The sequence below is a fragment of the Limnobacter sp. CACIAM 66H1 genome, from assembly GCF_001601825.1.
Lineage (GTDB): Bacteria > Pseudomonadota > Gammaproteobacteria > Burkholderiales > Burkholderiaceae_B > Limnobacter.
In genome coordinates this window covers 51,747-64,623 of record NZ_LUJK01000008.1, presented here as the reverse complement: position 1 = coordinate 64,623, position 12,877 = coordinate 51,747, and the positions used below count along the sequence as shown (strand labels likewise).

Sequence of the window (12,877 nt, the reverse complement as noted above, 5' to 3'; positions counted from 1 at the left end):
CAGCAGTAAGAGGATTTCCAGGCATGAGAGACGCACAAGCACCCATCACCTTTTATCGCAAGGACTACACCGCGCCGAACTACAAAATAAGTCGCACCGATTTGACGTTCACGCTGAACCCTTCGCGCACCAAGGTGGCAAGTCGCCTGGAATTTGAAGTGTGGGCCCATTCAAACCCAGACAACCTTCCACTTGAACTGGATGGGGAAGACCTTGAACTGGATCAGGTGTTGCTGAATGGTGAAAAGCTGGATGCCACTCGCTACACTCAAAGCCTCACAGGCCTGACGATTCATAACCCTGGTCGCGAAGGCGTTCTGGAAATTACTGTTTACATTCAACCCGACCAAAACACCCGGCTTGAGGGTTTGTATGTCTCCAACGGCAATTTTTTTACCCAATGCGAGGCTCAGGGTTTCAGGCGTATCACCTATTTCCCGGATCGTCCGGATGTTCTTAGCCAGTTCACAGTCACGCTGATTGCCAACGAGGCCACTCACCCGGTCAGCTTGTCCAATGGCAACTTGATTGAAGAAAAGAAACTGGGCGAAGGCTTGCACATGACTCGCTGGGAAGACCCATTTCCCAAGCCCGCATACCTGTTTGCATTGGTGGCCGGTCGCTTTGTGTGCCAGGAAGAAACAGTGAAAAAAGGCAACGGCAAGCCAGCATTGTTGCAAGTATGGGTTGAGCCAGGCAACCTGGATAAAACCGACTTTGCCATGCAAAGCTTGAAGAAGTCGATTGACTGGGACCGTGAACGGTTTGGCCTCGACCTGGACCTGGACCGATTCATGATTGTGGCCACCGCCGATTTCAATATGGGTGCCATGGAAAACAAGGGTTTGAATATTTTCAATACCAAGTTTGTCTTTGCAAACCCCGAACTTGCCACGGATGTTGATTTCGAGAACGTGGAGAGTGTAGTGGGCCATGAGTACTTTCACAACTGGACAGGCAACCGGGTGACCTGCCGGGACTGGTTTCAACTCTCGTTAAAAGAAGGCTTGACTGTATTTCGCGACCAGGAGTTTTCCGCAGACATGATGGCCGAAGGGCTTGATGAAGTGCAGGCAGATTCTGCACGCGCGGTGAAACGGATTGAAGATGTGAAAGTGCTTCGCGCCGCGCAGTTTCCTGAGGACGCTGGCCCAATGGCGCATCCCATACGACCCGACAGTTATCAGGAAATTAATAATTTCTACACGGTAACTGTCTACGAGAAAGGCGCGGAGGTTATTCGCATGCAGCACACGCTGCTGGGTGAACAATTGTTTCAGCGCGGGATGCAAATTTATTTTGAACGTCACGATGGCCAAGCTGTGACCTGTGAAGATTTTGTCGGCGCCATGGAAACCGCCCTGCAGGAAGCCCACCCGGAACTGGATTTGAAGCAGTTTCGCCATTGGTATTCCCAGGCAGGCACCCCAGAGGTATCGGCAAGCTGGACGCAAACCAACGGCCAACTGGTGTTGACGTTGAAGCAAAACTGTCGCCCCACGCCGGGCCAGGCGATCAAACCCGCCTTTCACATTCCTGTGAAATTGGGTTTTGTAGAAAAAGCCAGTGGTCGCGATGTGCCCTTGCAGCTGGAAAGCAATACGAATGCACTACATGGCGATGTACTTGACTTTACCGAATTCACGCAAACATTCGTGTTCACTGGGTTGGACAAACCAGTGGTGCCCTCGCTGCTTCGCAGCTTTTCTGCACCCGTTATTCTGCAATCCGCACACACTACAGATGACCTTATCTTTTTAGCGGGTCACGACAATGACCCATTCAATCGTTGGGATGCCTGCCAAAAAATTTACGGCAAAGCGATTCTGGACATTTACCTTCAGCGCGGACAAACCGACGGCACCAATACCCAGGCCGCCATTCAAATTGTGGAAAACTTGCTGAAAGACAAACAGCTGTCTGACGGCTTCTTGGCCTTGGCCTTGCAATTGCCCGGTGAGGGAACACTGCTGGAGGCATTCGACGGACTGGTAGACCCGGTTGCGATGCATTTTGCACGCACCACCTTGCGCGATTTGTTGGCGTGTACCTTCGGAGCAGACTTCAAGGCGATCTATGATGCTCGCAGTTTAACAGGGCAACCTTACAGCTACAACGCGGTGGCCGCCAGCCAACGTGCATTGAAAAACGTGGCGCTGGCCTATATGGTGGCTGCAGGAGCGGATGAAGAACTGAATGTGGCAAAGGCTCAATATGCGGCCTCCAACAACATGACCGACAGGATGGCCGCCTTGAGCAATATTGTCCACAACGGCGCAGAGAACCCACCCGAGCTGGCCGATTTTTTTGAACGCTTCAAGAATGAAGCGCTGGCCGTGGATAAATGGTTTATGTTGCAGGCCACAGTACCTGCCAGCAATGAAAACGTGAACACTCTGCAAACGGTGCGCCAACTGCTGACGCACCCTTCATTCACCTTGAAGAACCCAAATCGCGCTCGCTCGCTTTTGGCGGCTTTTGCGATGCAAAACCCCAGTGTGTTTCACTCACACTCCGGTGAAGGTTATACCCTGTGGGCCGATCTGGTCATTGAGCTCAACACGATTAACCCTCAAGTTGCCGCAAGGATGGCGCGTGGGCTTGACCGTTGGACCAAACTGGTACCGGCCTTACAGGAAAAGGCACACCTGCAACTTGAACGTATATTCAACACCGACAAACTATCAGCCGATGCGCGGGAAGTGATCGGCAAAGCGCTTGACGCTTCAACCCACTAATTTTGAATTCAACAGAGGACGACAATGAGTATGAATTTGGCGCAATACCTGGAACACAATGCGGATGCGCACATGGGTGTGCTGATCTCGGCAATTGCTGAGGTATCGCAATCCATTTCCGCCGCAGTTCACAAAGGAGCGCTAGGCGGCGTATTGGGTAGTGCTGGTTCAGAAAATGTACAAGGTGAAACTCAGAAGAAGCTCGATATTATTGCCAATGACATGATTCTGGATGCACTTGCTGCAACCGGCGTGGTGGCGGGTATGGCCTCGGAAGAACTGGACGATTGCTCGCCAGTGCCTGGGCACTCCGATCGCCCTTTCCTGGTACTGTTCGACCCGCTGGATGGCTCCAGCAATATCGACGTGAACGTGTCGATCGGCACCATTTTCTCAGTTCTGCCCAATCCTGACGTTGGCGAAATTACCAATGAAAGCTTCCTGCAACCTGGCACCGAGCAACTGGCTGCAGGTTACGTGGTGTACGGCCCCCAAACCTCGTTGGTACTGACATTTGGCCGAGGCGTAGTCGCGTTTACACTCGACCGCGAGGCTGGCCAGTACATCCAAACCAGCGAAAGTATGGATGTGCCCGAAGACACCAAAGAATTCGCCATCAATATGTCAAACCAGCGCCACTGGTATAAACCTGTGCAGCGTTACATCACTGAATTGCTGGAGGGAAAAACCGGCGTACGTGGCAAGGACTTTAACATGCGATGGATTGCCTCCATGGTGGCCGATGTGCACCGAGTATTGACCCGGGGGGGTATTTTCATGTACCCCAAAGACCTGCGCGACCCCAACAAGCCTGGCAAGCTGCGCCTGATGTATGAGGCCAACCCGATGAGCATGCTAATAGAGCAAGCTGGCGGCAAAAGCTTCGACGCAACCCAGCGTATTCTGGACATACAACCGAGCGAGCTACATCAGCGCTGCGCAGTGATGCTGGGCTCGGCCAATGAAGTACAACGAGTCAGTGATTATCACAAGGATTAACTCAGCTTCGTTTGCTGGCTGATTGCCAAACTTAGTTTCAGAGCTTAGTTGCCGAACTTAGTTGCCAAACTTGGCGAATTCTCGCTCAGCGTCAGCTTTGCGTTTGTATTCGCGTTGTTTGGCGTCAATTTCGGCCAACAAGTAATAATTATCTCTCGCGTACCGTTTGGCAATTTCAGCTTGTTCAATCGCGGGCAGATAGGCTTGACGTGCGTTGTAAGACTGAGCCAAGGCCATGTGGTGTTCCGCCGGCTTTCGTAAAGCCAAAGCACTTTGGGCGAGCAAATCAAAAACCTCGGGCACAGAGCGATAGGCCTGGGAAAGTTCTTTCAGGTAAGCGTCTGATTCCTTAAACAAACCCAAGCGCTGTAACCCTTCGGCATACAGCAGACGAACGGACATTTCACTTCTAAATTCATTTCTCAAGGAAGTCAGTTGCCCAAGCGTGGCTTTTTCCTGCGCATTCAAGGCCGAACGCTCCCGAACTGGACGCTGGTCCATAGGTGCAGAGGCCAACGGCAAGCTAACATCCATGGCCATTCTCATACGTTGACTTTGAAGCAGCAAGGGCACCTCGGTTTTCTTGACCACAGATTGCCCGGATTTAAACCGCTCGATGGCCTTTTCACTGGCTTCAAGAGCCTCCTGCTTTCGACCCATGGAATTCAAGACCAGCGAGCGGCCGTACATTAACGCCACTGGATCTTTAATACCCTCTTGCTCATTGGGGGATTCAAATGTTCGCAAACGGTCTGCCAACTGTTGGTTGCTTCGTTCCGCAAACACAATGGACTTGACCCGGATCAGCTCGAATTCAAGGCTTGACTGGGCTTGACTTCGGTTTGAGCTGCTTTCCAGACCTGCACGGTTACGAATGTCAGCAATTCGCTCGGTGGTTAACGGGTGAGTACGCAAATAAGAAGGTGCATTGTTTTCATAGAGGCGCGATGCAGTTTGCAAACGACCAAAAAAATCCACCATGCCTTGGGTATCAAAACCTGCTTGCTGAAGTGTCAAAAATCCGACCCGATCGGCCTCACGCTCAGCGTCGCGAGAGAACGCCAACTGTTGATCGATTGAGTAGCCCGCACCCGCGGCCATCAAACCGGACGCTGCCTGCGGATTGGAGCCCGCCACTAGCAAGGCCGCGATCATGGCCGCTGTGGCAACGAGACTGGTTTGCTTTTGTTGGCCAAAACGGCGCGCAATGTGGCGTTGGGTCACGTGCCCCACCTCGTGCGCCAACACGGATGCCAATTCGGATTCAGTTTGGGAAGCCGCAATTAACCCTGTGTGCACGCCAATATAGCCACCCGGCATGGCAAATGCATTCACCGATTTGTCGGTGACCAGAAAAAACTCAAAATTGGACGGAGATTCGGACGCCGCTTGCACGATCTTGTTACCCAAACGGCTAATGTAAGCAGTGATCTCCAGATCATTATTCACCGCGCCAAAAGCCCGATAATCTTTCATGATCAGGGCACCCAATCGGCGTTCATCCTGAACAGAAAGCTCGGCCCCACCCGCATCACCCAAGCTTGGCAAGTTATTCAAGCCATCCGCATGCGCGATCGGCGACAGCATGGACGACAGCAGCAGGGTACTGCACAGCACACTCGCAACACTTTTCCGAAAATCAAGACGCATCATGGGCTTTTTACGGTGGTAGTCTGGGTATGATAGCGCGATGAAAAACAAGTTCAATCAACTTCGGGCGTAGCACGGCTTTTCCTTGGGTAAATTTAGGTAAACGCCTGGCAGGCCATGCGACCAGCACCTATGAAGTTAAGAAAATCAGTCAGCAGGGGATTAATACAATGAACGGACTTACGCACTTTGACCAAGAAGGCAATGCACACATGGTCGATGTGGGCGGGAAAACCGAAACCGAACGCAAAGCCGTTGCCACGGGCACCATTCAGCTGGGGCATGAGGCCTACGCTGCTTTAAAAGCGGGAACCGCCAAGAAAGGCGATGTGTTGGGGGTCGCCAGAATTGCCGCGATACAGGGGGCAAAACGCACCTCTGATCTTATTCCATTGTGTCACCCACTTCCACTGACTCGACTGGCAGTTGAATTTGAACTAAACGATGAACTGTGCGAGGTCCATTGCACCTGCACCGCGCAAACCGTGGGCAAAACAGGGGTGGAAATGGAAGCCCTGACCGGTGTTCAGGTAGGGCTTCTCACCATTTACGACATGCTTAAAGCGATTGACAAAGGCATGGTCATGACTCAAACCAGACTCGTCGAGAAACGCGGCGGCAAAAGTGATTTCAGTCGGTAAATCTTAGTTGACGTTGTTGTTGCGGCAAGCTGCGGGTAAGTAGCGCCGAAACTCAGCGGTAACGTTGGTGACGCAACGCCACTCACCCACTGGCTGCAAAGGGTTGGTATGTCTTACGCCACCGGTGAAGGGAATCAAGGCAATAAAATTGTTGTCAGCGATGCCCGCCGCTACCGTGTTGGCCTGGAATGTGACTTGAATTCTACCGTTCGCACCAACAGTCAGTTGACGTGCATACTGGCTCTGTGCGGCAACGTTAGACTGGCAACCCGCATCGCCGGCGTTAGCTGGCCATGCATTTGTTGTGGCTGTGAATTCAATAATACCTGCCTTGCAAGACTGGGCAATATTCATTAACTCAGTGACTTTGGAGCGATTCAAGTAATCCTGAAACGCCGGGATTGCAATTGCCGACAGCACGCCAATAATCGCAATGCCAATCATCAGTTCAATGAGGGTGAAACCCTTCGAAACCCTACTTCCAATCAAAATTCGTGGCGTATTCATCGTCGCATTCCTCACATCGAAAAGTGGTATTGAAAAACCATTCTTCGGTGTTCAGTCTGCGTGAAGAACCCCCGCTAGGGTTACAAAGAAAAACCCCACCATTCTGAGTGAACGGTGGGGTTTTTAATGAACCATGACTTGACTACTCAGGCCCCGATAGCCTTCTTCAGCAACTGGCCCATCACGGAAGGGTCTTTGGTCACGGTAATACCGCACTCTTCCATAATGGCCAGCTTCTCCTGAGCGGTCCCTTTACCGCCAGAGATAATGGCGCCGGCGTGTCCCATCCGCTTTCCGGGGGGTGCTGTAACACCGGCGATGAAGCCAACCACGGGTTTCTTCATGTTGTCCTTCACCCACAAGGCGGCCTCTTCTTCGTCACTACCACCAATTTCGCCAATCATGACCACGGCATCGGTGTCAGGATCGTCATTGAACATTCGCATCACGTCGATGTGCTTCAGTCCGTTCACGGGATCTCCACCGATACCCACGGCTGTGGACTGACCCAAGCCCAACTCACTCAACTGGCCCACTGCCTCATAGGTTAGGGTACCGGAGCGAGACACCACGCCGATACGTCCTTTTTTATGGATATGACCGGGCATGATACCAATCTTGATTTCATCAGGCGTAATAACACCGGGGCAGTTTGGTCCCACCACGATGGTTTTGCGCCCTTCCCTGCGCATGCGATCTCGTACCTCGATCATGTCACGAACGGGAATACCTTCAGTGATACAGATCACCAAATCCAGATCAGCTTCTACAGCCTCCCAAATGGCAGCCGCAGCAAAGGGGGGAGGAACGTAAATCACGGATGCGTTGGCACCGGTCTGTTTTTTGGCATCGGCCACAGTGCCATAAATGGGAACGCCCTCAAAATCTTCGCCAGCTTTCTTGGGGTTTACACCTGCAACAAAGCAGTTCTTGCCATTGGCGTATTCACGGCACATGCGCGTGTGAAACTGACCGGTTTTACCAGTAATACCTTGGGTGATTACCTTGGTGTCTTTATTAATGAGAATCGACATTGTGAAAATCCTTTTTCGTGTTGAATGGCTGTCAGGTATGGAGCACCAAGCGCTTAGGCGCCCTTGGTCGCAGCCACCACTTTTTGCGCAGCCTCACCCATGGTGTTCGCTGCAATAATCGGCAAACCAGATTCAGCCAAAATTTTCTTGCCCAAATCTTCGTTGGTGCCTTTCATGCGCACAACCAAAGGAACCGACAAACCCACAGCTTTTGATGCTGCTACCACGCCATCTGCAATCACGTCGCAACGCATGATGCCGCCAAAAATATTCACCAAAATGGCTTTCAGGTTGGGGTTTTTCAACATGATTTTGAAAGCTTCCGTCACCTTTTCAGTGGTGGCACCGCCGCCCACATCCAGGAAGTTGGCGGGCTCACCGCCAAACAACTTGATGGTATCCATGGTCGCCATGGCCAAACCGGCGCCATTCACCAAGCAACCAATGTTTCCGTCCAGGCTGATGTAGCTAAGGTCAAATTTGCTTGCTTCAATCTCCGCAGGATCTTCCTCTGCCAGATCACGCAGGGCCACGATTTCTGGATGGCGGTGCAGCGCGTTGGAATCGAAGTTCAGCTTTGCATCCAGCGCGATGATGTCCCCTGAACCCGTCAAGATCAGTGGGTTGATCTCGGCCAGGCTGGCATCAGTTTCCCAAAATGCCTTGTACAGACCTTGAAACGCCACTCGCGCCTTGGCAACCGAGGCCGCTGGGATGCCAATCTTCACTGCCAAATCGTCAGCTTCCGCGTCAGTAAGCCCCGCAACCGGATCGACGTACACTTTGTGAATCAATTCCGGGGTGTGTTCCGCCACCTCTTCAATTTCCATCCCGCCTTCACTGGATGCCATGACGCAGACACGCTGGGTAACGCGGTCAACCACCATGCCAACGTAATATTCTTTTTTGATGTCGGCCCCTTCCTCAACCAGCAAACGGCTGACTTTCTGGCCTTCCGGGCCAGTTTGATGGGTGATCAACTGCATGCCCAAAATTTGGCTGGCATAAGTTTTAACATCAGCCATGCTTTTGGCCACTTTCACGCCACCGCCTTTGCCGCGACCACCTGCGTGAATCTGCGCCTTCACCACCCAAACCGGGCCTCCCAATTTTTCCGCGGCTGCAATCGCCTCGTCGATTGAAAAACAGGGGTAGCCGGTAGGAACAGCAACACCATACTTCTTCAGAATTTCCTTGCCTTGATACTCGTGAATCTTCATTTGAATTCCTTGCTGGGAAAGTTAATGCACATCGGCTAGACGCAACAAGGCGACTGAACTGACAACATTTTAAAGTGGAGAGTGTTTTTTCGCGTGACAGCGCAAGCGGGTTCTCGGACGTAAAGCCGAGGCAAGGATGAGGCATGCCGGGCATGCTGTGAAGGTTTTTTATCCATCTCTTTCTTTGCTTCTTGTGTCGTTGAATAACGCTTCGTTATTTAACTAGACTATCACTTCTATGGAAACACATAAGCCGGGAAGAATGATATCACGCATTGGATTTGAACTCAGCTAGAATGCGCCGCCAGGCGCGCTCAATGTTGACAAATTCAAACCCACGGGCGGAGAGGCCGCGATAAACCTTGGACTTCAAAACCAACAATTCAGCTTGGTCGACCGGCGAATCGGAACCAAAGAGGCTGTCCAGACTTGAAAGTTGCCTACGCTTTATCCACTCAAACGCTCGGTCTTCTTCACTGTTCAAGATTTGGGTTTCAGAATCGTCATGCGAGAGCGATTTGACATCGCCCAAGCCGTGTTGCCCTAATTCGGCAGCAATTGCACGATCTCCAAAGGTTGGGGCTCGCCTGCGAAACAGGCTGAGTTTGAAACGCTCATCGGATTGAAATTGGTGCGAAGTTGTCCATTCAATGGCCTCCTCCACTTCACTGGGCTCGTAACCACGTTGCAATAACTTGGATCGAAGCTCAGTTTTGCTGTGTTCCCTGCGGGCAAGCAAGGCGACAGCCTTGGACTTGGCGGAAACCACGGGCTTGCTAGAGCCCGTAGTACCTCCGAATGAACGCCCATTTGACTTAATGGGCGACTTGATTGGTAACTTACTCGGCGTCTTCGACTTCATTCTTCTTCTTGGTCACTGGGGTTGAGGCCTCTTCAAGCAAACGTACCCCCAGTTTTTCTCGGATTTTATTTTCGATCTCAGCCGACATCGCAGGATTGGCTTTCAAAAAATCGCGGGCATTGTCTTTGCCCTGACCAATTTTCTCGCCGTTGTAGGAATACCAGGCGCCAGCCTTGTCGACAAAACCATGCAAAACGCCCAAGTCAACAATCTCTCCTTCGCGGGAAGTACCCTGACCGTACAAAATATCGAATTCAGCCTGCTTAAAAGGAGGACTTACCTTGTTCTTGACCACCTTGACGCGAGTTTCGCTGCCAATAACTTCCTCACCCTTCTTGATGGAGCCAATTCGGCGAATGTCCAGACGGACCGAGGAGTAAAACTTCAGGGCGTTACCCCCCGTCGTTGTCTCTGGGCTACCAAACATCACACCGATTTTCATTCGAATTTGGTTAATAAAAATAACCAGACAATTGGTCCGCTTGATATTGGCAGTTAATTTGCGTAAGGCCTGACTCATCAATCTGGCTTGAAGACCGGGCAGAGAGTCGCCCATGTCACCTTCAATTTCAGCTTTGGGTGTCAGGGCAGCCACAGAGTCCACAATCACCAAATCAACAGAGCCGGAACGAACCAAAGCATCCACAATCTCGAGAGCCTGTTCACCCGTGTCAGGCTGGGAAATCAATAAATCAGGCAAGTTAACGCCCAGTTTGGCTGCGTATTGGACATCGAGCGCATGTTCCGCATCAATAAAAGCACAGGTGCCGCCAAGTTTTTGCATTTCAGCAATAACCTGCAGAGTCAGGGTGGTTTTACCTGAGGATTCTGGACCATAAATTTCGACAACTCGACCGCGAGGCAGACCACCAATACCCAAGGCAATATCAAGCCCCAAGGAACCGGTTGAGACCGACTGAATGTCGTCGATGATCTCGTTTTCCCCAAAACGCATGATACTGCCCTTGCCAAACTGCTTTTCGATTTGGCTGAGCGCGGCGGCCAGGGCTTTGACTTTGTCTGAGGATTGGTTTTTGGTTCTGAGATCTTCCATGGTCTGCCTTCAACTGAATTGGATTGCGATGTTCGAATTATTGCACAGTTTTTACTGTAAATCTATACAGCCTTTTTGAGTGATACTTTTGACAGGATGGTTAACCCGGCTTGTACCGCCTGTTGGCGAACCGCCTCACGATCACCATCAAAAACATGGTGAAAAGCCTCAATCGACTTGTGCCGAACGGCCAAACCAAACCACACCGTGCCAACTGGCTTACCGGCCGAACCACCTCCCGGGCCGGCGATGCCTGACACCGAGAGGCAACAGTCCACACCCAAGGCAATCATGCCGCCATTGGCCATTTCCTTGACACATTCTTCACTCACTGCACCGTGCTGCTCCAAAGTCGATTCGCGCACGTAAACCGACTTCATCTTGACCTTGTTTGAATAGGTGATCAGCCCACCTTCAAACCAGTCGCTAGAGCCGGGTAGACTAGTCAATGCCGAGCCAAGCCCGCCCCCAGTACAAGACTCGACCACACCGAGTTTGCCTGCCGATGCATTGAATATGTCCGCAATTTGCAGCAAAAGTGCTTGGTCTGGATTACTCAAGAGGCTCCTCTCAGCGTTTTCAAAATTGAATTCACTTCAAAAAATACAAATAGACCGCTAAAGCCAACAAGGTCATGAAAGCAGCAACGATGTCATCGAACATTACACCAAAACCATTTTTCCAGTGGCGATCAAACCAGCGGATTGGGGGTGGTTTCACCATGTCAAAAAACCGGAACAAGACCACGCAAGCCAATTGTTCCAGTGGACTGGAAAAATGATTGGAGGCCACAAACAACACCAACCAGATCGCCACAATTTCATCCCAGACAATCCCGCCGTGATCGATAACCCCCAGGGCCTTTCCGGCAATCTGACAGGCCCAGGCACCGGCAACAAAAGCACCCACAATGACCCAAATCCACTGATTGGTTGCCAAATAGGGATCCAGCCAAACATACAATAGCCAGCCCATTAATGTGCCGAAAGTACCGGGCAAAATCCAGGCCAGACCGCTACCAAAGCCCAAGGCTATCAAGTGCGCTGGATGGGAGAGCATAAAACGCCAGTCAGGTCTTGAACGGTGGGGCAAACTCAATTCGGGACCTCGGCAAAATGATTATAAGAAAGGCTGGCCACGCGCGTGCGGCCTGCGCTGGGGGATTGCACCCATATTTCGCGTCCGGTTTCGATGACGCCCACACATGTCAGGTCATCTCCCAGCGATTGTATTGCACTGTGATGCTTCGGATGAGCCGTCCAGCACAATTCAAAATCATCTCCACCCCTCCAAGTTTGCATAAGCAACGTTTTCAACAATTGGGCAGCGTCCGCATGCTGGTCGATTTCAGGCCAACAATTGCGCCACATAGACTCAAGGCTTGATTGAAACAGTACGGCGGACACGCCGCTTGAATTGGAAATATGGGCCAAATCCCCACTTAAACCGTCGGACAGATCAAGGCAGGCGCTTGCAAGCCCACGCAACTGCAATCCAAGTTCAATGCGCGGAACTGGCATGCCAAGCTGACTTACAGCAATTTGCCGCAGCTGAGCCGGCATGGCCGCTAGCAACGCCTGAACCTGCGGTAGCTCGTGACCCTTACACAGCTGCTCCAAGCGACCTCGCCTTTGGTATTCAAGCAAAAGCCCCAGGCGAGCAAGCCCGGGGGTACCACTTAACCAAACTTCTTCACCAATTTTCGCGTGCGCCCGATTAAACCCGAGGTGAGAAGCAGGTGCCTGGCCAAACACGGTGATTGACAGGGTTTTCAATGGATTGGAGCCAGCTGAAGTGGTGTCACCACCCACCAACGGGCAATTAAAACGGGTGGCGATGTCGAGCAAACCTGCTGAGAAGCCAGCCAGCCAGTTTTCATCAATTTTGGGCAAACTTAAATTGAGCGTGAAGCCGAGTGGACTTGCCCCACTGGCAGCGAGATCGGACAAATTACTGGCCAAGGCCTTCCAGCCTATGACACTGGATGGATCGTCTGAAAAAAACTGAACGCCCTCCACCAGGGTGTCGGTGGAGGTGAATAGATGGTGATTGGGCAGGATCCGGAGAGTGGCACAGTCATCGCCAATGCCAAGCAGCACGGAGTCGGGATTGGCCTGAGCAAGCTCGCCAAAAGGAGTTTTGAAATAGCGATGAATCAGGTCAAATTCCAAA

The 12,877-nt window shown here is 51.7% G+C and carries 12 protein-coding genes; 3 read left to right on the top strand and 9 right to left on the bottom strand.

What is annotated here, in order from left to right; genetic code table 11:
* Nucleotides 1-23: 23 nt before the first annotated feature.
* Nucleotides 24-2,738, top strand: coding sequence for an aminopeptidase N (gene pepN / locus A0129_RS04100; protein ID WP_291712646.1), 2,715 nt, complete (start codon nucleotides 24-26; stop codon nucleotides 2,736-2,738).
* 24 nt (nucleotides 2,739-2,762) lie between these two features.
* Nucleotides 2,763-3,737: a class 1 fructose-bisphosphatase gene (locus A0129_RS04095; protein ID WP_291712644.1), complete on the top strand. Its 975-nt coding sequence runs from the start codon at nucleotides 2,763-2,765 to the stop codon at nucleotides 3,735-3,737.
* A gap of 57 nt (nucleotides 3,738-3,794) precedes the next feature.
* On the opposite strand, the gene A0129_RS04090 is transcribed toward A0129_RS04095, so the two are convergent.
* A complete protein-coding gene (locus tag A0129_RS04090) occupies nucleotides 3,795-5,390 on the bottom strand; it encodes a M48 family metallopeptidase (protein WP_291712642.1) in 1,596 nt (531 codons plus the stop codon).
* 167 nt (nucleotides 5,391-5,557) lie between these two features.
* On the opposite strand from A0129_RS04090, the gene moaC reads away from it, so the two are divergent.
* The gene (moaC, locus tag A0129_RS04085) at nucleotides 5,558-6,028 is read left to right on the top strand and encodes a cyclic pyranopterin monophosphate synthase MoaC (RefSeq protein ID WP_291712640.1); all 471 of its coding nucleotides are present in this window, start codon (nucleotides 5,558-5,560) and stop codon (nucleotides 6,026-6,028) included.
* A gap of 3 nt (nucleotides 6,029-6,031) precedes the next feature.
* On the opposite strand, the gene A0129_RS04080 is transcribed toward moaC, so the two are convergent.
* From A0129_RS04080 to thiL, 8 genes are all read right to left on the bottom strand, one after another.
* On the bottom strand, nucleotides 6,032-6,535 hold the full coding sequence (locus A0129_RS04080) for a pilin (protein WP_291712638.1): 504 nt from the start codon (nucleotides 6,533-6,535) through the stop codon (nucleotides 6,032-6,034).
* Between the two features lie 146 nt (nucleotides 6,536-6,681).
* On the bottom strand, nucleotides 6,682-7,569 hold the full coding sequence (gene sucD, locus A0129_RS04075; RefSeq protein WP_008252667.1) for a succinate--CoA ligase subunit alpha: 888 nt from the start codon (nucleotides 7,567-7,569) through the stop codon (nucleotides 6,682-6,684).
* A 53-nt stretch (nucleotides 7,570-7,622) separates the two neighbouring features.
* Entirely contained in the window at nucleotides 7,623-8,789 is a 1,167-nt protein-coding gene (gene sucC, locus A0129_RS04070) for an ADP-forming succinate--CoA ligase subunit beta (RefSeq protein ID WP_291712636.1), read from the bottom strand.
* 268 nt (nucleotides 8,790-9,057) lie between these two features.
* The gene (locus A0129_RS04065; protein ID WP_291712634.1) at nucleotides 9,058-9,558 is read right to left on the bottom strand and encodes a regulatory protein RecX; all 501 of its coding nucleotides are present in this window, start codon (nucleotides 9,556-9,558) and stop codon (nucleotides 9,058-9,060) included.
* A gap of 70 nt (nucleotides 9,559-9,628) precedes the next feature.
* Complete coding sequence (gene recA, locus A0129_RS04060; protein WP_291712632.1) at nucleotides 9,629-10,705, bottom strand: recombinase RecA; 1,077 nt, start codon at nucleotides 10,703-10,705, stop codon at nucleotides 9,629-9,631.
* Between the two features lie 62 nt (nucleotides 10,706-10,767).
* On the bottom strand, nucleotides 10,768-11,265 hold the full coding sequence (locus tag A0129_RS04055; protein WP_105027025.1) for a CinA family protein: 498 nt from the start codon (nucleotides 11,263-11,265) through the stop codon (nucleotides 10,768-10,770).
* Nucleotides 11,266-11,296: 31 nt separating this feature from the next.
* Entirely contained in the window at nucleotides 11,297-11,764 is a 468-nt protein-coding gene (locus tag A0129_RS04050; protein ID WP_291712630.1) for a phosphatidylglycerophosphatase A, read from the bottom strand.
* Nucleotides 11,765-11,799: 35 nt separating this feature from the next.
* Nucleotides 11,800-12,876: a thiamine-phosphate kinase gene (gene thiL, locus A0129_RS04045; RefSeq protein WP_291712629.1), complete on the bottom strand. Its 1,077-nt coding sequence runs from the start codon at nucleotides 12,874-12,876 to the stop codon at nucleotides 11,800-11,802.
* Between the last annotated feature and the right edge of the window lies 1 nt (nucleotide 12,877).

Coding starts and splice junctions, on each gene's coding strand:
- pepN (WP_291712646.1), top strand. CDS start 24: ATGAGAGACGCACAAGCACCCATCACCTTTTATCGCAAGGACTACACC.
- A0129_RS04095 (WP_291712644.1), top strand. CDS start 2,763: ATGAGTATGAATTTGGCGCAATACCTGGAACACAATGCGGATGCGCAC.
- A0129_RS04090 (WP_291712642.1), bottom strand. CDS start 5,390: ATGATGCGTCTTGATTTTCGGAAAAGTGTTGCGAGTGTGCTGTGCAGT.
- moaC (WP_291712640.1), top strand. CDS start 5,558: ATGAACGGACTTACGCACTTTGACCAAGAAGGCAATGCACACATGGTC.
- A0129_RS04080 (WP_291712638.1), bottom strand. CDS start 6,535: ATGAATACGCCACGAATTTTGATTGGAAGTAGGGTTTCGAAGGGTTTC.
- sucD (WP_008252667.1), bottom strand. CDS start 7,569: ATGTCGATTCTCATTAATAAAGACACCAAGGTAATCACCCAAGGTATT.
- sucC (WP_291712636.1), bottom strand. CDS start 8,789: ATGAAGATTCACGAGTATCAAGGCAAGGAAATTCTGAAGAAGTATGGT.
- recA (WP_291712632.1), bottom strand. CDS start 10,705: ATGGAAGATCTCAGAACCAAAAACCAATCCTCAGACAAAGTCAAAGCC.
- A0129_RS04050 (WP_291712630.1), bottom strand. CDS start 11,764: ATGCTCTCCCATCCAGCGCACTTGATAGCCTTGGGCTTTGGTAGCGGT.